Origin of the sequence: Haloterrigena sp. KLK7 (assembly GCF_037914945.1) — an archaeon.
In the GTDB taxonomy this organism is placed as follows: Archaea; Halobacteriota; Halobacteria; order Halobacteriales; family Natrialbaceae; genus Haloterrigena; species Haloterrigena salinisoli.
Genome location: NZ_CP149787.1, coordinates 466,755 through 485,390 on the forward strand (window position 1 = coordinate 466,755; position 18,636 = coordinate 485,390).

Here is an 18,636-nt window from a genome sequence, read left to right on the forward strand (position 1 = left end):
CGCCGCCTCAGTCGTCGGCCTGCCGACCGCCGACGTCCTCGGGGTCACCGCCCTGCCCCTCGAGTTGGCCCGGCGTCGGGTGAACGTCCGCGCTCACCTCCTCCGGATCCTTCTCGAGCGGCGAGATACGGACGCTCGTCACCTTGTACTGCGGGATGAACGACGTCGGGTCGAGTTCGTGCTGGGTGAGCTTGTTGATCGCCCCCTGCGGGAAGTGCATCGGGATGAAGACGACGCCGGGATCGGAGGTGTCTTCGACGGTGGCCCTCACGACGATTTCCCCCTGTCGCGACTCGACGCGGACGTACTCCCCGTCCTCGACGCCCAACTGATCGGCCATCTCGGGGTGGATCGTCACGAAGCTCTCGGGGACGTGATTCATCAGCGTCCCGACCCGGCGGGTCATCGTGCCGGTGTGCCAGTGGTAGAGCACCCGGCCCGAGGAGAGCGTGATCGGATACTCCTCGTCCGGCATGTCCGGCGGCTGGGCGTAGTCGGCGGGGACGAAGCGGGCCTTCCCGTCCTCGAAGTTGAACTCGTCCTCGTAGAGGTAGGGGGTGCCGGGGTGGTCCTCGTCGAAGCAGGGCCACTGGATGCCCTTGGTCTCCTCCTCGAGTCGCTCGTAGGTGACGCCGCCGTAGATGGGGACGAGGTCGTTGATCTCGTCCATCACGTCGGCCGGACCGTCGTAGTCCCAGTCGTAGCCGAACCGGCGGGCGAGCTGGATGAGGATCTCCTGGTCCGGTTTCGCCTTTCCGGGCGAGTCGACCGCGGGACGAACGCGCTGGATGCGCCGTTCGGTGTTCGTGAACGTGCCCGACTTCTCGGCGGCGGAGGCGGCCGGGAGGACGACGTCGGCGTACTCGGCCGACTCGGTCAGGAAGATGTCCTGTATGGCGAGGAAGTCGATATTCTCGAGCCCCTCCTCGGCGTTGTCGACGTCCGGTTCCGAGAGGACGGGATTCTCGCCCATGATGAACATGCCGCGGAGCTCGTCGTCGTTGATCGCGTGGAACATCTCCGGGAGCCGGAGCCCGATCTCGTTGGGCGGACGCTCCCCCCACGCGTCGGCGAACTTGTCCAGCACCTCCTCGTCGCCGAGGTCCTGGTATCCCGGGAGCGTGTGCGGGGCCGGTCCCATGTCGCCCCCGCCGCCCTGGACGTTGTTCTGTCCGCGGAACGCCGAGAGGCCGGCCCCGGGCTTGCCGAGGTTGCCCGTCAGCAGCGCGAGGTTGGCGATCGACATCACGTTCCGCGTGCCGGTGTTGTGCTGGGTCAGCCCCATCGCCCAGCCGAAGATGCAGGTGTCCGCGGTGGCGATCGTCTCCGCGGCCTGCTTCAGTTCCTCGGCGGGGACGGCCGTCAGCTCCTCGACCTTCTCGGGCGTGAACGGCTCGACCTTCTCCTTCAGTTCGTCGAAGTGCTTCGTCCGCTCCTCGATGAACTCCTCGTCGTGGAGGTCGTTCTCGATGATGTACCGCATCATCCCGTTCATCCAGGCAACGTCCTCGCCGGGCGTCGTCCGGATGTACTGGTCGGCGTGCTCGGCCAGCCCCATCTCGCGGGGATCGATGACGATGAGGTCCGCACCGTCGCGGACGTTCTGCTTGATCCGCGTCGCGAGCACGGGGTGGGACTCGGTCGTGTTCGAGCCGGTGATGAGATAGCAGTCGGTCTCCGCGATGTCCTCGTTGATTCGGTTGGTCATCGCGCCGTAGCCGACCGTCTGCTGCAGCGCGGCCACGGTCGAGGAGTGACAGAGCCGCGCGCAGTTGTCGACGTGGGGCGTCCCGAGAATCTGCCGAGCGAACTTCTGACAGAGGAAGTTCTCCTCGTTGGTCGTCTTCGAGGAGGAGATCACCGAGAGCGCCTCGCTGCCGTGTTCCTCGCGGACCTCCGAGAGCCCCTCGTAGACGCGCTCGAGGGCTTCCTTCCACGTGGCCTCGCGGAAGCCCTCGCGTCCGACCGGGCCGTCCGGCGCGTCCTCCTTCCGGATCAGCGGTTTCTCGAGTCGGTCGTCGGCGTCGACGTAGTCGTAGCCGAACTTGCCCTTGACGCAGGTCGAGAAGTCGTTCGCCGGCGCCGAGTCGGGCTCGGCGGGGCGGACGCCCAGCACCTCGCCGTCCTTGCCGTAGAGCTCGAATCGGCAGCCGACCGCGCAGTAGTTACAGGTGGTCTCGGCCTTCTCGATCCGCGAGAGGCGCGCGTCGCCGATGGTCGTCGCGACGTTGAACAGCTGGCCGGCCGGCATCGCCTCGCTGGCGATCCCCTCGGAGAAGTGCTCGAACTCCTCGAGCGCGCGGTCGCCGACCTCCTTTAAGGTGTGTCTCATCTGGCGCTTCGAGTCCCCGGCGCGCGCTCTCGCGATCGACATGAAGCGGGCGACGCCGGACAGGTCCTCCTCGGGCTCCCCTCGCCCGTCCACGTCGTAGGGGAGGTCCCGGTTCGGCGCCTCGGTCTGATCGGCCGTCTCGGCCTTCGGGCTCTCGAGGACCTTCCCGATGGAGTTCTCCTGGGTGAAGCCGGGCAGGGGAATCGTCGCGGCGTCGGTCAGCCCCTGCTCGACCAGCGCGCCGGTCGGGCAGACGGTCGCGCAGTGGCCACAGGAAACGCAGGTCGACTCGTCGAAGGTCTCCTCGCCGTTCTGGAAGGCGATGCGGGTGTCCTGGCCGTTGCCCTCCATCCGGAGGACGCCCTCGACCTGCACGTCGTTACAGGCCTCGACGCAGCGGTTACAGAGGATACACTTGTTGCGGTCGATCTGAATGGCCGGCGAGGTGTCGTCGAGCGGTTCGTACTGGTCGCGGTCCTCGAAGACGCCCCAGCGGGGCTCCTCGACGCCCTGCTCGATGGAAGTGTCCTGGAGTTCGCAACGGCCGTTCTGACCACAGGTCGTACAGCGGAGGTTGTGGTCGGAGAGTTGGAGGTCGAGGTTGACCTCGCGCGCTTCGGCCGCGTCGTCCTCGTCAGTTCGGACCGTCATCCCCTCCTCGACGGGCTGTGAGCAGGACGTCACGAGTCCGTGCTCTTCCGTGTGGACGGTGCAGGTCCGACACTCGCCGCGCGGACCGATCGCGTCGGCCTGTTCGGTGTCGCGGTCGTAGTAACAGAGCGCGGCCAACTCGTCGGCCGGTTCGACGGACTCGATCGCGTCGATGATCGTCGAGCCCGGCGGCACCGAGACGGGCGTCCCGTCGACCGTAAGCCGGGTCATTCCGTCCTCGCCGTCTCCGGAGCGCACGTCCGGATCGTTGGCGGTGCCGGTCTCGAACTGCTCCGTGAGGGGCGTGCTCGGCCGCGGATCGGTGACGGCCGGCACCGAGGGGAGTCGCTCGACCGCGGTCGGCCGCCGTTCGGCCTCCACGTCGTCGACGTGACTCGCCACGTCGTCGCGCTCGCTGCTCATCGTTCTCCCCCGCGATGGCCGGCGGTCTGGGTCATCGCGGCCTCGCACTCGCCGCTGGGACAGCGCCCCTCCGCGTGCGCGGCCACTTCGCGCTCGAACTCGCGCATCCCCGTGACGGCCGGCCGGATCGCCGTCCGGCCGAAGTGGCAGATGCTCGTCTCGCCCATCACCCGCGTCAGTTCGCGTATCTTCGCGTCTCGGTACTGACCGTCGTAGATGTCTCGAAGCATGTTCGTGAGTTCCTGGCTTCCCTCGCGACAGGTGACACAGCGCCCGCAGTTCTCCTCCATCGCGAAGTTCGCGCGCCGCCCGGCCGTCGCGAGCACGCAGTTGTCCTCGTCGAGCAGTTCGACCACGCCCTCCGTTCCGAGCCCCGCGCCCTCGAGGGCGGGCGCCGACGGGGACCGGGAGAGCGACCGCGTGAACCCGCCGAACTGGCCGCCGACGCAGGCCATCTTGAACCGGCCCTCGAGGGTGACGGCCTCGCGGGCGTCGGACAGGTCCCCGCCGGTCGGCAGCTCCACGGTCGCCGCCGCGTCGACGTCGCCCGTCACGGTCACGAGGCGAGTTCCGGGATCGGCGTCGTCGGCGTCGAACTCGTCGGGGCGGAGCATCGCGCGGCGGACCTGCGCCATCGTCCGCGGCGTGTGAATGACGGTCGGCCGCCCGTAGAGCCCGTGTTCGGCCGGCGACGGCGGTCGGAGACGCGCCTCGAGGCGGTCGTTGCCCTCCATGGCCTCGAGGGCCATCGTCGGCTCGCCGGCGATGTACCGATCCGGCCCGACGACGACCTCGGGCCCGCTCTCCAGATCGAGTCGTTCGGCGAACCGCTCCTCGGCGTTTCGGGCGGCCTCGTGGACGCGCTCGCGGGCTCGGTCGTCGTTCTCGTTGCAGTAGACGACGACGTCGTCGGCGCCGACCAGCTCGGCGACGGCGAGGGCCCCGTCGAGCACCTCGCCCGGCGCGGCCTCGAGCAGCGTCCGGTCGGTCGCGTTGCGGTCGTCGCTCTCGTTGGCGTTGACGACGACGACGGGTTTCTCGTCCTCGTCCTCGGACTCGTCCCGACTCTCGGCGGCTGCCGTATACGCCAGTTCCCACTCCTCCGCGACGGGATCGTCGACGCTCCAGTCTCCCCGACCGCGGCCGAGCAGCCCCACGTCGCGGACCCGCGAGAGGGCCTCCTCGGGGTCGTCGTCGGCCAGCTCGGCCGCCGAATCGTCGGGAACCGACGCGGGATCGATCCAGCCACAGCGGCCGAGGACGCGGCGCCGACCCACCGCGAGCGGCCCGTCCTCGGGCGTCGGGAGCGACGACGGCGCCGGCTCGTGCTCGACGACCGCCATCGCGTCGTCGGTCGGGAGGTCCCCGCGCTCGAACGTCTCTACCAGCGACCCGAGTCGGCCCGTGACCGAGCCCGGGTAGAACGCCGTCCGGTCCTCGCGGGTGAGGAGGACGAGCGGCTCGAGAGCCCTGACGCCGGTCGGTCCCGTCTCGACGACGGGCGTGTCCGTGGCCACCGAGCGGATCTCCTCGAGGGCGCGGCGTTTCCGCCGTCGGCTCCGCGATCCGGCGGCGACCCGGATCACCGTCTCTTCGCCGGTCGGAACACTCCGTTCAGCCATTACCCCCGACGACGACACCCCGGTCCGAAAAGGCACGGCCTGAAAGGGTATGGAACGGTTCGCCGGTACGTCGGCCGTTCGATGGGATCCGACGCGCGAATCGGCGGCCGAACCGTGGTCCCGATACTCGAGTCGATGCGAGCGCCGCGTTCCGGCGACGCTCGTCGCCGCTCAGAACGGCGGTTCCAGCTTCGGCGCGGCGGTGCGACGGCGCCAGAGAACCAGTCCCGCGAGCGTGATCGCGATCGCGACGAGGGTCAGAAACACTGGTCGGGTGCGTCGACCGCGCTCCGATTGCGACTGGGACGCTTCGGACGGTGTTCGATCGTCGAACATGGGTCAGCGTTCGCCGGCGCGCCGGATAGACCTTCGGCCGGTGACGGCCGCGAACGCGGCCCGCGGCCGAATCGCTGATCAGTCGGTCGCCTGTTCGGAGGGGCGCCGACTCGGTTCGCCGCGCTCGTCACGGACGGCCTCGATCCGGTAGTAGAGGACGGCCACGGCGGCCAGTCCGACCACCAGCGCGCCGACGATGATGTAGAACGCCATGACGTAGCTGTTGGTCCGCTCGACGATCTCGGAGACGAGCATCGGTCCGGCGACACCGGCCGCGCCCCACGCCGTCAGGGTGTAGCCGTGGATGGCGCTGAGTTCCTTCGTCCCGAACAGGTCGCCCAAGTACGCCGGCAGACAGGCGAATCCGCCACCGTACGCAGTGATGATGAGAAACATCAGGCCCGAGAACAGCCAGAGGTGGCTGAGCTGGGGCATCAGTAGGAACGCGGCGATCTGAAGGCCGAAGAACACGCCGTAGGTGCTCGTCCGGCCGATGTAGTCGGAGGCGGTCGCCCAGAAGATTCGGCCGCCGCCGTTGAAAACGCCGATCAGCCCGACGACCGACGCGGCGGTGGCCGCGTTAACGTCGGCGATGGCCTGAGTCATCGGCGACGCGACCGACAGCAGCATGATCCCGGCCGAGATGTTGATGAACATGATCAGCCACACGAGGTAGAACCGCGGCGTCCGCAGGGCCTCGCTGCCGGTGAGTTCCGCGAGGTCGGTGTTTACCGAGACGCCCTTCGCGTTGTCCGAGGTGTCGATCTCGCTCTCGTCGGTTCCCTCCGGGACCCAATCGACCGGCGGCTTCTTCAGATAGCTCGCGCCGGCGGCCATCAGGAGGAAGTAGCCGATGCCGAGTGCATAGAACGTGACCGGAATATTCACGGTCTCAATGATGTAGTTCGCGACCGGACCGGTCACGAGCGCGCCGGCGCCGAAACCCATCACCGCCATTCCGGTGGCCATCCCGCGGCGGTCGGGGAACCACTGGACGAGCGTCGAAATCGGCGTGATGTATCCCAGCCCGATGCCGATCCCGCTGATCACGCCGAACGTCAGGACGAACGCGGCGTAGCTCTCGAGTTGGACGCTCACGCCGGCGCCGATGATCCCGAGGCCGAACGTTCCGGCGGCGATCAGTCCCGAGGTCCGCGGTCCGTGGTTTTCGACGAATCCCCCGAGGAACGCCGCCGAGAGCGCGAGGAAGACGATCGCGACGGTAAAGGCCAGCGAGACGTCGGATATCGCCCACCCTAACTCGTCTCGAAGCGGGTTCTGATAGACACTGTACGCGTAAATCGATCCGATGGAGAGGTGGATCGCGACCGCCGAGAGCGCGATCAACCAGCGATTTCTGTTGGCTTCGGTTCGGACCATCACCGCTGAGTACCGGATTAGCGGGTAAATGCTCGTGGCGCGCGTTTGCACGGTGGGCCCGCCGAGCCGCCGTTAGCGCAGGATAACATCACTCATTTGACTTGTATTGGTGGATCGTCCGTCGCCGAACGAACCCGAAGTCGAGCGCGGTCGGTCACAGCGGGACTACGAGCCCGCCCCCGTCTCGTTCGTACGTCGTCTCGAACGGCGCGGACCGAGCGCGCATCGTCTCCCTGAGCCACGCCGCCGCCTCCTCGCTGGCGCGGGAGACGCCGTCGTCGATTCCGATCGGAACGAGCCGTATCTCTCGGAGGTCTCCGTCCTCGAGCGTCACTTCGAAGAGGTAGCTGCGGTCGTTCCGGAGGTCGCCTTTCACCCCGAAATCGTCGACGAAATCGCCGGTGTCGTGGAGCACGACGCCGTCGCCGTATCGCTCGATCCCCTGGACGACGTGGGCGCTGTGACCGTGAACGAGGTCGACGCCCCGGTCGACGAGCCAGTGATTGAACGCGACGAGCCGTTCGCTGGGCCGCTCGACCCAGTTCGGCCCCAGATGAACGGAGGCGACGAGGAGATCCGGATCGGTCGCCTTCGCGCGCTCGATCGCGTCGCCGACGACCCGCCGGGTTTCGGCGTCTGACGGATCCGGAGCGATGTGGGCGATTCCCGGCCCGTCGTCGGTCACGGCGTAGCCCACGTATCGGTCCGCGAACGAGACGACGGCGACGTCGACGTCGCCGACGGAAAACGTGGTCGGCGCGCGGGCCGCCGCCGGCGTCTCGCCGGCGCCCGCGACGGCGATTCCCGCCTCGGTGAGCGCGTCTATCGTGTCGGTCAGTGCAACCGATCCGAAATCCATCGCGTGATTGTTCGCCAGCGATGCGAACCGAACGTTCCCCGCGCTCAGCGCGGGGACCGCCCACTCCGGATCGCCGCGAAAGTGATACGTCCGTCCGGGGGCCGGTTCGCCGCGGGTCGACAGACAGCACTCGAGGTTACAACAGACGCCGTCGAGGGACTCGAGCCGGGGGTGGAGATCGCCCCAGATCGCCGCCGGGTCGACGTCGGACCGCCCGTACTGCCGGTTGAGCTCCCGCCCGACCATCGTATCGCCGGCGAAGCCGATCGTCGTTTCGGTGCGCCCGCTGCCGTCGCGATCGGCAGTGGAATCGCGGTCGTCGGTGACGGTCGGATCGGCTCTGGGGACGGCGCAGCCGGCGACTGCGACCGCTCCGGCGGCCGCGAGGAACGTTCGCCGGTATCGGCTCATTGGCTCGCTGGCGTCGGGTGTGCGAGTCGGTTGCGCCCCCGGATCGCAACTGTTCGGGTCCACTGTGATCGCCACATAGGCCAGTTGTCGAATGGCCCGATCAAAAGTTTGCTCTTATCCTGCCGATGACGACGAACGAATCCTTGCCGCGAAAACGGACCACTCGACCGGTCTGCCGTCGGCGACACTTGCGGGCCGTCGTTTTCGTCCCGATCAGCTCTTTTAGGGAAATGGCAGTTCTTGACCTCGAACGACAGCACAGTTCAGTACGCCCGGACTTCGCTGTCCGGACACGAGATGGGACTGGATAGCTCCTGCCTGTCGAATGCAGTTCACTGAGTACTCGGTATCGTCGCAGAGAAGTGGGTGCTGCAGGAGTATGAACCACGCCGAGACGGTCGCCTCGCGTTGCTCGGCGCTGCGTCTCGTCTCGTTCAAATCCTTCGCGGTTCAGTTTTCACTCCTCACGGAGTTGTTCGTCGTGAAAACATGGGCGCTGCAGGATTTGAACCCGCGACAGCTTGGTCCGAAGCCAAGTACTCTGTCCAGACTGAGCTAAGCGCCCTCACCACTGAATTTCCGGCGGCCCCGTATAAGTCACTCGATTTGCACCGGTTTCGACAGCCACCACCACACACACCTCGAGTCGATCGCCCTCGCCCCGAACTTCTCAGTCGATGAAAATTGGCTCAGGGGGTCTTTGTCGTAGACAGTCAACGATCACGTGTCCAATGACGGTAAACGAGACCCCCATTTCCGACGACGCCCAGGCCGCAGCGACGCCGCTCGAGCTGCTCACCGACGAGGAGGACGTCTGGACGGCCGTCCCCGCGGATGCCACCGGTGACGAGCGCGTGACCAAGTGGCTCTCGGTCGACGTCGACACGCTGTGCGATCTCGAGGAGTGGCAGTGACGGGCCGCGCCGGCCCCACAAGACGAATCCGCTCCGCGTCACGGACCGACGCTTACCCACGCTCTCGTCCTCGATTGCTGTAGTCGCCCGCCACAGTGGAGACCGGGGGACTCGAGACGATCTCCGACACCGTCGCACGGCGACGGCGGATCGCACGCTTTATCCACCAGTATTGAACAATCCAGCCTATGACAGCAGGCGAGACGGGCCGCGGTCTCCTCGAGTTGACGCGGCCGGTGAACGTGATCGCGGCGAGCGTCCTGCCGTTCATCGGCGCGTTCGTCGCGGGCGGGGTCGTCGACCGGCCGCTGCAGGTCGCGACGGCGGTCGCCGCCACGGCGCTGGCAGTCGGTGCCGGAAACGCGATCAACGACTACTTCGATCGGGAGATCGACCGGATCAACCAGCCCGACAGGCCGATTCCCCGCGGCGCGGTGAGCCCGCGGGGTGCGCTCGCGTTCAGTCTCGTCTGCTTCGCCGGGGCCGTCGCCCTCGCGGTGACGCTCCCCCCTGCGGCGCTGGCTATCGCGGGGATCAATCTCGTCGCGCTGGTTGCTTACACGGAGGTCTTCAAGGGGCTGCCCGGACTCGGAAACGCCCTGGTCGCCTACCTCGTCGGGAGCACGTTCCTCTTCGGGGCCGCCGCGGTGGGCGATATGGCGCCCGCGGTCATCCTCTTCCTGCTCTCGGCGATCACGACGCTGACTCGAGAGATCATCAAGGACGTCGAGGACGTCGAGGGCGACCGCGAAGAGGACCTGAACACGCTCCCGATCGCGATCGGCGAGCGCCGCGCGCTGTACGTCGCCGCGGGGCTGCTCGCGATCGGCGCCGCGGCGAGTCCGCTCCCGTACGTCCTCCTCGAGGACTTCGGCATCGCGTACCTGGTCGTGGTGGTTCCGGCCGTCGCGATCATGTGTTACGCGGCCTACGAGAGTTTCTCGGATCCGACGGCCGGACAGGGACATCTCAAGTACGGGATGTTCCTCGCGGCGCTGGCGTTTATCGTCGGACGGGTGGCAGCGATGCCGACCGCGCTGTGAGCGTTCTCGCGCTGTCGTTCACCCAGATCGGGATCAAAACCAATAGAGATTACTAGCGGTTGTGGCCGTACAATCAAAAGTAATATAAGCTGGATACCGCATTCTCATATCACACGCCGGAGTAGCCAGCGACCCCGCTACGGCTGTATGGATGTGAGCATTTGGCATGTATGACCTCGCAGACGCCCTCCCGGACGCCGAAATCGATCCCGGGACGAACCTGCTTATCGCGGGCCCGCCACTGACGGGAAAGCGCGAGATCGCCTTCGACATCCTCGCGAGCGGCGCCAACCGCGGCAACGGGTCGATCGTCGTCACGACCAAGGACAGCGCCGATAAGGTCCTCGAGACGTTCACCGACTCGCTCGATGCGGGCGTCGAGCCGGACATCGGGGTCGTCGACTGCGTGACGAAACAGCGCGGGATCGGCACCGTCGACGACGATCCGCGGATCAAGTACGCCTCCTCGCCGGTCGACATGACCGGGATCGGGATCAAGCTCTCCGAGTTCCTCCAGGAGTTCTACGAGGGCCACGGACTGACCGAGAACCGCGTGCTGTTGCACTCGGTGTCGACGCTGCTCATGTACTCCGACCTCCAGACCGTGTTCCGATTCCTCCACGTCTTCACGGGGCGCATCCAGAGCGCCGACGCCATGGGACTGTACGTCATCGACTCGACGGCCCACGACGACCAGACCATGAACACGCTCAAACAGCTGTTCGACGCCGTCATCGAACTCGAGGAGCCGACCGACGGCGAGGAGCCCGAGATTCGGACGGCCGGCCTCTCGAGTTGAACCGCGCGGTATTGGTTCGCTCGCGGCCGCTGGGTACCGCTTTTCGTTTTTCCGACTCATCGCCGTGAGCAGCGGGAGTCGTTGCTGCGACGGCATCGATCGCAGCCGCTCTGGCGACTGGGATTGCCAATCCAGATCACGCGGCGTCGGAACTCGAGTTGCTCCCCCGTGATAAGCGACCCCGAAACGTTTCAGCGCCGAGCGCGTATGTTCGCGTACCATGCCAGTCGACACCGCGGAGGAGATCGCGGAGATCCTCGAGTACGAGACGATCGCCGTCGTCGGCTGCTCGAGCACGCCGGGGAAGGCGGCCCACGACGTGCCGAAGTACCTGCTCGAGCGCGGCTACGACGTGATTCCGGTCAATCCCTACGCCGACGAGATCTTCGACCGGGAGGTCTACGACTCGCTGGACGACGTCGAGGAAGCGATCGACGTCGTCTGTATCTTCCGGCCGAGCGAGGAGGTGAGCGGGATCGTCGACGCGGCCCTCGAGCGCGACGACGTCGAGGTCGTCTGGACCCAGCAGGGGATCCGCGACGACGAGGCCGCGGCTCGTGCCGAGGACGATGGCCGACGTGTCGTTCAGGACCGGTGTATGAAGGTCGAACACCGGCGGACCACCGCCTGAGGCGAGTCCAGAGGGACGACGAGCGATCACGACCGCGGCGCGACCGCGCCGCTCGAGGCCGTCGAGCGCGTCCGACGGCGACGCGCTCAGCACGCTGTCATCGATCGTCGCGACGTGCGTGTCCGTGACGCGAGTCGTGTACTCAGTGACCTGACCGCTGTCGGTCGATCCGGGATCGACGTCAGCCCTCCCACTCCTCGAACGATCGGTAGATTCCCTTCGAGAGGTAGCGCTCGCTCGAGTCCGGAAACACCGTCACGACGGTCTCGTGGGGCGCGTCGATCTCGCCCGTCGAAATCTCCCGTGCCACCCGCTTCGCGGCGACGCTCGCCGCACCGGCGCTCGAGGCGACGAGGTGGCCCTCCTCGCGGGCCAGTCGCCGGAGTTCGTCGTGGGCGTCGCGGTCCGAGATCGCGTAGACGGCGTCGACGAGGTCGGGATCGAACAGTTCGTTGGTCTTGAGGTCGTGGGTGCCGATCCCCTCGATCTTGTACTCGTCCTCCGCGCGGTCGTCGCCCAGCGCCTCGCCGTAGATCGAGCCCTCGGGTTCGACGGCCGCGACGTAGGTCGAGTCGTCCCGCTCGAGGGCGTACTCCGCGATACCCATCAGCGTCCCTGCGGTGCCACAGCCGGCGACGACGGCCCCGACCTCGCCGTCCAGCGCATCGTAGATCTCGGGCGCGGTGGTCTCGGAGTGGGCCTCGACGTTGAGGGGATTCGAGAACTGCTGGGGGACGACGGCGTCGTCGAGTTCCGCGGCCAGTTCGTGGGCGCGCTCGATCGCCCCGCCCATCCCCGCGTCCGTCGGCGTGTTGATGATCTCGGCGCCCAGGGCGGCCATCAACTGCTGTTTCTCCACGCTGAAGCGCTCCGGGACGACGAAGATCGCCTCGAGACCCAGCTGTTCGGCGGCGATCGCGAACCCGATCCCCGTGTTTCCCGCGGTCGGCTCGATGATCGTTCCGCCCTCGGAGACGTCCCCGCGCTCGAGCATCGCTTCGAGCATGTACCGGCCGATTCGATCCTTGACGCTGGCCCCTGGGTTGAACGTCTCGAGTTTCGCGTACAGATCGACGTCCGCCGGCCCGTCCTGCAGGGCGACCAGCGGCGTCCGACCGATCGTCTCGAGCACCGAGTCGACCGGCTGCTCGTGGCTCGTCATCGACTCGAGAAAGGGCCGCCGTCGCCGTATGGCTTTCCCCGACGGTCCTGCCACGGCTCGTCACCTGCGGCAGTCCCCCTTCGGCCCCGCCGACGGGGAATAACCGCTCGGCCGACACAGGGAGAACTGAAGAGGAGTGGAGAGTTTCCTCTCTGTAAACTCGATCCGGGCCAGAAACCGGTCTCGAGCGGATTACTCGGCCGTCGCGTCGCTGGCTTCGGTGTCCGTCGATTCGCCGGTCGTCCCGTCCGCCGTGTCTTCGCTCGCGTCGCCCTCGAGTTCGGCCTCGTCGATGGCCGCGTCGGCGAGGATCTGCTCGCCGTCGATGCCCTGCTCTTCGGCGATGGCCAACAGGAGGGCGCGCTGTTCGGTCAGCTGGTGGTCCATCCGGTTGACCGTGTCGTGCGTCTCGTCCATCTCCTCTTCCAGCGAGATGATCCGCTTCTGGAGTTTCTGAACCTGCTTGTACATCGCCTCGGCTCGCTCCGAGAGGCTCTGAATCTTCTTTGCGGTGCTGCCAAGTCCCATAGCTACTAGAGGTGTCGGGGAACTAATGGGCCTTTTCCTCTGTCGTACGCGTCCGGAGCTACCGGTCGCGGATCATGGTTAATGATAGCATACACCATGAACCGACAGATTTTTTCCGAACCGCGCACAATCATCTACTGAACTCGAGGTGAACAGCGATGGTGCTCCGACCGACGCCAAGCACCTGGACGCAGAGCCTCGACATGCCGTCCCAGCTGTTCGGTGATCGAGGGGGCAACGACTACGAACTGTACGAGGAGGACGACGAGTTCGTCCTGACGATCGACATGCCGGGCTTCGAGACCGACGAGATCGGGCTCTCGTGGGACGACGGCGTCCTCAACGTCGCCGCCGAACACGTCGACGACGAGCGCGGCCGCAAGAAGACCTACCACCGGCGGTTCCGATTCCCCAAGACCATCGACGAGGACGCCATCAACGCCGAGTACACTAACGGCGTCCTCGAGGTCGAACTGCCGGTGGCCGACGCCGTCACCCGCGGGAAGGAGATCCCGCTCGAAGGGTGAGCGTCGGTCCCGCCTGCGGTCGCCGCTCGCGTTCGAATTCCGCCCCCGTCGGCGAACCGACTCCCGGCATCGGCCGGTGAACCGACCGCCGCCGACGCGTGTCCGTCTCGGATCGCGTCGGCCGGGTCGTCCGCCGGTCGCGATCCCGTCGTTTTCCGCGCGCGTCGGCGCCACGCCCGACGTTCGAGTTCGAACACAGGACCATGCGACTCCGCGTCCGACCGCTCAAACGGAAAGACGCAGGCAGTGGCCTCGCCGCGATCGATCGCGACGCGCTCGAGGAGCTCGGCGTCTCGAGCGGCGAGTTCGTCGCGATCGAGGGTCGCGACGGTCGGGTGATCGCCCGCGTCTGGCCCGGCCGTTCCGAAGACCGAGGTCGGGGTATCGTCCGCATCGACGGCCAGCTCCGGCAGGCCGCCGGTGTTCGAATCGACGACCGCGTGACCGTCGAACCCGCCGAGGTCGAGCCCGCGGAGCGCGTCACGATCGCGCTCCCCGAGAACGTCCGCATTCAGGGCGATCTCGGCTCCTATCTCGGCGACAAACTCTCGGAGCGAGCCGTCAGCGCCGGCGATCAGTACTCGCTCTCGCTGGGCTTCGGCCTGCTGTCGAGTCGCTCGGGTCGACGGCTCCCGGTGACCGTCGTCGACACCGAACCCGACGGGCCGGTCGTCGTCGACGCGAGCACCGACATCGAGGTCGCCGAGCGCGAGCCCGATCGGCTCTCCGTCGAGGCCGAGGGACCGCTCGAGGAGGGCGGTGCCGCCGGTCCCGGTGCCGCCGACGCCGAGTCCCCGAACGTTACCTACGAAGACGTCGGCGGGCTCGACGACGAACTCGAGCGGGTCCGCGAGATGATCGAGCTGCCGATGCGCCACCCCGAGCTCTTCCGCGCGCTCGGCATCGAGCCGCCGAAGGGCGTCCTCCTGCACGGCCCGCCGGGCACCGGGAAGACGCTGATCGCCCGCGCGGTGGCCAACGAGGTCGACGCCCACTTCCTGACGATCTCCGGCCCGGAGATCATGTCGAAGTACTACGGCGAGAGCGAGGAACAGCTCCGCGAGGTGTTCGAGGAGGCCGCCGAGAACGAGCCGGCGATCGTCTTCATCGACGAACTCGACTCCATCGCGCCCAAGCGCGAGGAGGTCCAGGGCGACACCGAGCGCCGCGTCGTCGCCCAGCTCCTCTCGCTGATGGACGGGCTCGAGCAGCGCGGCGAGATCACCGTTATCGGCACCACGAACCGCGTCGACGACATCGATCCCGCGCTGCGCCGTCCGGGCCGGTTCGACCGCGAGATCGAGATCGGCGTCCCCGACGCCGCGGGCCGCGAGGAGATCCTCCAGATTCACACCCGCGGCATGCCGTTGGCCGACGACGTCGACCTCGAGCGCTACGCCGAGAACACCCACGGCTTCGTCGGGGCCGACCTCGAGAACCTCGCCAAGGAGGCCGCGATGACGGCCATGCGCCGCGTCCGGCCCGAACTCGACCTCGAGGAGGCGGAGATCCCCGCGACCGTCTTAGACGAGATCGAGGTCACCACCGAGGACTTCAAGTCCGCGCTGCGGGGGATCGAGCCCTCCGCGATGCGCGAGGTCTTCGTCGAGGTCCCCGACGTCACCTGGGACGACGTCGGCGGCCTCGAGGACGCGAAGGAACGACTCCGCGAGAGCGTCCAGTGGCCGATGGAACACGCCGACGCCTACGAGCGGGTGGGCCTCGAACCCGCGAAGGGCGTCCTGCTGCACGGCCCGCCGGGAACCGGCAAGACGCTGCTCGCGAAGGCCGTCGCCAACGAGTCACAGTCGAACTTCATCTCGGTCAAGGGGCCCGAACTGTTCGACAAGTACGTCGGGGAGAGCGAGAAGGGCGTCCGCGAGATCTTCAGCAAGGCCCGCGAGAACGCGCCGACGATCGTCTTCTTCGACGAGATCGACGCCATCGCGAGCGAGCGGGGCAGCGGCGTCGGCGACTCCAACGTCGGCGAGCGGGTCGTCTCCCAGCTGCTGACCGAGCTCGACGGCCTCGAGGAGCTCGAGGACGTCGTCGTGATCGCGGCCTCGAACCGCCCCGAACTGATCGACGACGCGCTGCTCCGTCCGGGTCGACTCGACCGCCACGTCGCGGTCGGCGAACCGGACGAGGACGCCCGTCGGGAGATCTTCGCGATCCACACCGACGGGCGGCCGCTGGCCGACGACGTCGACCTCGACGACCTCGCGGCCGAGACCGAGGGCTACACCGGCGCGGACATCGAGGCCGTCTGCCGCGAGGCCGCGACGATCGCGGTCCGCGAACACGTCCGGGCCGAAGCCGAGGGCGAGGACCGCGACGTCGAAGCCATGGAGTTGACGGCCGAGCACTTCGAGCGGGCGCTCGAGGAGATCTCGCCCGACGGCACTGACGAGTTCGAGAGCGGCCCCAGCGCGGGCGAGTTCGACGAGGTCCTCGAGGGCAGCGAGAGCGAGGCCTGAGCGTCTCGCGACTCGAGGACACGGCGGACCGCCCCGGTCCCGTCGGCCCCAGTCGGCGATCGCTCCGGTCGGAATCGCCCGGTCCCGTCCTCGGATCGGAACCGTTCCGGCCCGATAGCGCGGTCAGCCGAGACGGAGCAAAGCGGTACGCCTCCGCGCGGACCCCCACGTTCGTCCCGCTTCCGACCGAGGCAGATCTGGCGGTCGCCGAACCGAGCGACGACGCCCTCGAAGAACTCACGGACCAGGACGGCGAGCGGCGCGACGCCCCGTGGAACATGACGGGCAAACGGAGTTGGTCTCGACGGTTTTACCGCCGCATATGAGTGACGGAGATTCCGAGTTCGACCCCGAGGCGAAGGACCAGCGCGAGATCGGTCGCGAAATGGTCGACCAGAGCACCGGCCTCGGCTCGGTCGCGGCCCACCTCTACCGGGGCGAGGTCGAACGGGCCGTCAGCTGGCGCGGTCGGCTCGACACCACGACCAACTGGGCCGTGACGGTCATGTCGGCGATCGTCGCCTACGCCTTCTCCGGCGACGTCTCGCACGCGATCATCCTCGCGGGCGTTCTCATGGGCACCGCGTTCCTGTTCATCGAGGGGCGGCGGTTCCAGCAGTACGACATCTGGCGCTCTCGGGTCCGCGTGTTGCAGGAGAACCTCTTCGCCAACGCGCTCGACCCCTCCGCCGGCGTCGAGCGGCGGGCGTGGCGCAGGGAACTGAGCGAAGACTACCGGGATCCGACGACCAACATCGGCTACCGGGGCGCGTTCAGCCACCGACTTCGCCGGGTCTACCTCCCGCTGATCACCGCGATGCTGGTCGGCTGGCTGTTCCACCTCCGAGCGTTCGGCCCGGACGAATCGTTCCCCGCCAGCGCCGCGGTTCCCGGTATCGACGGCTGGCTGGTCGCCGCGGCTGTCGGCGTCTACTACCTCGTTCTACTCGTGCTGGCCGTCCCGCTCTCTGACAAGGAACGCGGCGAGTCCGGCGCGGCCGATCACGGCAACCTCGAGGAGGAGTGACGCCGGTCCGGAGACGGATACCGCCCTCGACTCCGACGACCGACGCCAGCGGAATCACCTACCTATATATTCTCTCAGTATATATTCGAGATAATGAAATTCACTAAAGAAACAAGAAACGCCGGTCGCGGCCGCCGCGATCTGCTCTCCGTAGCGGGGGCGGCGTTGGCGACCGGACTGGCGGGCTGTTCCGGCGCGCTCGAGCGGGACGGTGACGGGAACGGAAATGAAAACGAGGACGGGAACGACGGAGACAGCGACTCCGGATCCGACGGGGATTCGACCGATGCGGCCGAACTGCGGGAGACGCTGGCCGCCGCCGATCCGTACCGGATGCACCAGTACGGGCCGAGCCACGTCGGGAACGCCGGCGGCGCCGGACCGACTTCCGACGTCGACGCCGTCTGGACGTTCCGCGAGGGTGCCGACGACTCACACTACGAGATCGGAACGCCGGCGGTGGTCGACGGGACGGTCTACGTCCCCGAGAATCACTCCGTCGGCGACGACGGCGCGGAGACGGTCGTCTACGCGTTAGACGGCGCGACCGGTGAGATCGAGTGGGAGTGGACCTATCCCCGCGGCACCGCTTTCGGATCGACCGTCGTCGCCGAGGGTGCGGTCGTCCTCGGCCTCGGCGGGTCGGTCGTCGCGCTCGAGGCCGACGCGGGAACCGAACGCTGGCGACTCGAGCGGGACTTCTCCGACGCGGTCACGGTCGCCGACGGAACGGTCTACGCGATCAACACCACGTACGCCGATCCGCCGACGCTGGTGGCGATCGATCTCGAGACCGGACGCGAGCGCTGGACGGAACCCCTCGCCGACGAGCGGATGTTCTGGCCGACGCCGCCGGCAGTTGCCGACGGGACCGTCTATCAGGGCGGCGTGGAACTCACCGCGCTCTCGACCGCGGACGGCGAGCGGCTGTGGTCGAAGGACTTCGGGAACGCGGTGACCGGACCGCCGACCGTCACCGACGACGCCTGCTACGTTCCGCTCGGCGACGGTACCGTCGCGGCGCTCGAGAGCGACGGCACGCTCCGCTGGCGCCAGTCGGTCGAACGCGGCGGCCGCGGCTCGGGGCTGCACCCCGTCTCGTCGCCGGCGGTCGCCGACGGAACGCTGTACGTCACGAGCGCGTGGCGACTGACCGCGCTCGACGCCGATGACGGCGCGCAGCGCTGGACGACCGAAACGGCCGGCGACCGACCGCCGGTCGTCGCCGACGGCGTCGTCTACGCCAGCGGGCTGAACGTGATGGAAGCGTACGACGGCGCCGAGGGCGATCGCCTGTGGCGGTACGAGACCGATGCCTCGAGCAGCAGCGGCGACAAGGTCGCGCCCGTCGTCGGCGAAACCGCGTTCTTCCCCAGCGCGGGACTGCACGCGTTGCGCGGGGCGGACGCGACGTCGGACTGATCGGACGCTCGAGTCGCGTATCGGACGGATTGCCTCTCCGATCCCCGCGCTGTCGGGCGATCGGAGAGACGAAAGGTCCTTAAGTCACCTTC

15 protein-coding genes and 1 tRNA gene are annotated in these 18,636 nt (G+C 67.6%); 8 read left to right on the forward strand and 8 right to left on the reverse strand.

Going from position 1 to position 18,636, the window contains the following annotated elements; translation table 11 throughout:
* Window positions 1-7 precede the first annotated feature (7 nt).
* The 6 genes from fdhF to WD430_RS02290 all read right to left on the reverse strand — a co-directional run bounded on the left by fdhF (window position 8) and on the right by WD430_RS02290 (window position 8,579).
* Window positions 8-3,406 (reverse strand): formate dehydrogenase subunit alpha, encoded by a 3,399-nt coding sequence (gene fdhF / locus WD430_RS02265; RefSeq protein WP_339104413.1) that lies wholly within the window; start codon window positions 3,404-3,406, stop codon window positions 8-10.
* Window positions 3,403-5,028 carry an NADH-ubiquinone oxidoreductase-F iron-sulfur binding region domain-containing protein gene (locus tag WD430_RS02270; RefSeq protein WP_339104414.1) on the reverse strand — a complete coding sequence of 542 codons (1,626 nt, stop codon included), beginning with the start codon at window positions 5,026-5,028 and terminating at the stop codon, window positions 3,403-3,405. Before WD430_RS02270 ends, fdhF begins: the two co-directional genes overlap by 4 nt.
* A gap of 171 nt (window positions 5,029-5,199) precedes the next feature.
* Entirely contained in the window at window positions 5,200-5,364 is a 165-nt protein-coding gene (locus tag WD430_RS02275) for a hypothetical protein (RefSeq protein ID WP_339104415.1), read from the reverse strand.
* Window positions 5,365-5,442: 78 nt separating this feature from the next.
* On the reverse strand, window positions 5,443-6,744 hold the full coding sequence (locus WD430_RS02280; protein ID WP_339104416.1) for an OFA family MFS transporter: 1,302 nt from the start codon (window positions 6,742-6,744) through the stop codon (window positions 5,443-5,445).
* Window positions 6,745-6,898: 154 nt separating this feature from the next.
* Window positions 6,899-8,014 carry a CapA family protein gene (locus WD430_RS02285; RefSeq protein WP_339104417.1) on the reverse strand — a complete coding sequence of 372 codons (1,116 nt, stop codon included), beginning with the start codon at window positions 8,012-8,014 and terminating at the stop codon, window positions 6,899-6,901.
* A gap of 490 nt (window positions 8,015-8,504) precedes the next feature.
* Window positions 8,505-8,579, reverse strand: a tRNA-Arg gene (locus tag WD430_RS02290).
* A 166-nt stretch (window positions 8,580-8,745) separates the two neighbouring features.
* Here WD430_RS02290 and WD430_RS02295 point away from each other — a divergent pair.
* The 4 genes from WD430_RS02295 (at window position 8,746) to WD430_RS02310 (ending at window position 11,401) form a co-directional block, all read left to right on the forward strand.
* Complete coding sequence (locus tag WD430_RS02295) at window positions 8,746-8,928, forward strand: hypothetical protein (RefSeq protein WP_339104418.1); 183 nt, start codon at window positions 8,746-8,748, stop codon at window positions 8,926-8,928.
* A gap of 188 nt (window positions 8,929-9,116) precedes the next feature.
* Window positions 9,117-9,971 (forward strand): geranylgeranylglycerol-phosphate geranylgeranyltransferase, encoded by an 855-nt coding sequence (locus WD430_RS02300; RefSeq protein ID WP_339104419.1) that lies wholly within the window; start codon window positions 9,117-9,119, stop codon window positions 9,969-9,971.
* 166 nt (window positions 9,972-10,137) lie between these two features.
* Window positions 10,138-10,770, forward strand: a complete 633-nt coding sequence (locus tag WD430_RS02305; protein WP_339104420.1) for a recombinase RecA — start codon at window positions 10,138-10,140, stop codon at window positions 10,768-10,770.
* A gap of 220 nt (window positions 10,771-10,990) precedes the next feature.
* Window positions 10,991-11,401 (forward strand): CoA-binding protein, encoded by a 411-nt coding sequence (locus WD430_RS02310; RefSeq protein ID WP_339104421.1) that lies wholly within the window; start codon window positions 10,991-10,993, stop codon window positions 11,399-11,401.
* A gap of 181 nt (window positions 11,402-11,582) precedes the next feature.
* Here WD430_RS02310 and WD430_RS02315 read toward each other — a convergent pair whose 3' ends face one another.
* Both WD430_RS02315 and WD430_RS02320 read right to left on the reverse strand, forming a co-directional pair.
* A complete protein-coding gene (locus WD430_RS02315) occupies window positions 11,583-12,563 on the reverse strand; it encodes a PLP-dependent cysteine synthase family protein (RefSeq protein ID WP_339104422.1) in 981 nt (326 codons plus the stop codon).
* A gap of 192 nt (window positions 12,564-12,755) precedes the next feature.
* Window positions 12,756-13,091 carry a DUF5798 family protein gene (locus WD430_RS02320; protein WP_339104423.1) on the reverse strand — a complete coding sequence of 112 codons (336 nt, stop codon included), beginning with the start codon at window positions 13,089-13,091 and terminating at the stop codon, window positions 12,756-12,758.
* Window positions 13,092-13,249: 158 nt separating this feature from the next.
* Between WD430_RS02320 and WD430_RS02325 the strand changes: the two genes are divergently transcribed.
* The 4 genes from WD430_RS02325 (at window position 13,250) to WD430_RS02340 (ending at window position 18,544) form a co-directional block, all read left to right on the forward strand.
* Window positions 13,250-13,618, forward strand: a complete 369-nt coding sequence (locus tag WD430_RS02325) for an Hsp20/alpha crystallin family protein (protein WP_339104424.1) — start codon at window positions 13,250-13,252, stop codon at window positions 13,616-13,618.
* A gap of 203 nt (window positions 13,619-13,821) precedes the next feature.
* On the forward strand, window positions 13,822-16,095 hold the full coding sequence (locus WD430_RS02330) for a CDC48 family AAA ATPase (RefSeq protein WP_339104425.1): 2,274 nt from the start codon (window positions 13,822-13,824) through the stop codon (window positions 16,093-16,095).
* 322 nt (window positions 16,096-16,417) lie between these two features.
* Window positions 16,418-17,122, forward strand: a complete 705-nt coding sequence (locus WD430_RS02335; protein WP_339104426.1) for a DUF2270 domain-containing protein — start codon at window positions 16,418-16,420, stop codon at window positions 17,120-17,122.
* Between the two features lie 93 nt (window positions 17,123-17,215).
* Window positions 17,216-18,544 carry a PQQ-binding-like beta-propeller repeat protein gene (locus WD430_RS02340; RefSeq protein ID WP_339104427.1) on the forward strand — a complete coding sequence of 443 codons (1,329 nt, stop codon included), beginning with the start codon at window positions 17,216-17,218 and terminating at the stop codon, window positions 18,542-18,544.
* The last annotated feature ends 92 nt before the right edge of the window (window positions 18,545-18,636 follow it).

Excerpts from the sequence above, each read along its gene's own strand:
- WD430_RS02310 (WP_339104421.1), top strand. The coding sequence starts at position 10,991 with ATGCCAGTCGACACCGCGGAGGAGATCGCGGAGATCCTCGAGTACGAG.
- WD430_RS02330 (WP_339104425.1), top strand. The coding sequence starts at position 13,822 with ATGCGACTCCGCGTCCGACCGCTCAAACGGAAAGACGCAGGCAGTGGC.
- WD430_RS02285 (WP_339104417.1), bottom strand. The coding sequence starts at position 8,014 with ATGAGCCGATACCGGCGAACGTTCCTCGCGGCCGCCGGAGCGGTCGCA.
- WD430_RS02300 (WP_339104419.1), top strand. The coding sequence starts at position 9,117 with ATGACAGCAGGCGAGACGGGCCGCGGTCTCCTCGAGTTGACGCGGCCG.
- fdhF (WP_339104413.1), bottom strand. The coding sequence starts at position 3,406 with ATGAGCAGCGAGCGCGACGACGTGGCGAGTCACGTCGACGACGTGGAG.
- WD430_RS02280 (WP_339104416.1), bottom strand. The coding sequence starts at position 6,744 with ATGGTCCGAACCGAAGCCAACAGAAATCGCTGGTTGATCGCGCTCTCG.
- WD430_RS02325 (WP_339104424.1), top strand. The coding sequence starts at position 13,250 with ATGGTGCTCCGACCGACGCCAAGCACCTGGACGCAGAGCCTCGACATG.
- WD430_RS02295 (WP_339104418.1), top strand. The coding sequence starts at position 8,746 with ATGACGGTAAACGAGACCCCCATTTCCGACGACGCCCAGGCCGCAGCG.
- WD430_RS02320 (WP_339104423.1), bottom strand. The coding sequence starts at position 13,091 with ATGGGACTTGGCAGCACCGCAAAGAAGATTCAGAGCCTCTCGGAGCGA.
- WD430_RS02340 (WP_339104427.1), top strand. The coding sequence starts at position 17,216 with ATGAAATTCACTAAAGAAACAAGAAACGCCGGTCGCGGCCGCCGCGAT.
- WD430_RS02270 (WP_339104414.1), bottom strand. The coding sequence starts at position 5,028 with ATGGCTGAACGGAGTGTTCCGACCGGCGAAGAGACGGTGATCCGGGTC.
- WD430_RS02315 (WP_339104422.1), bottom strand. The coding sequence starts at position 12,563 with ATGACGAGCCACGAGCAGCCGGTCGACTCGGTGCTCGAGACGATCGGT.
- WD430_RS02335 (WP_339104426.1), top strand. The coding sequence starts at position 16,418 with ATGAGTGACGGAGATTCCGAGTTCGACCCCGAGGCGAAGGACCAGCGC.
- WD430_RS02275 (WP_339104415.1), bottom strand. The coding sequence starts at position 5,364 with ATGTTCGACGATCGAACACCGTCCGAAGCGTCCCAGTCGCAATCGGAG.
- WD430_RS02305 (WP_339104420.1), top strand. The coding sequence starts at position 10,138 with ATGTATGACCTCGCAGACGCCCTCCCGGACGCCGAAATCGATCCCGGG.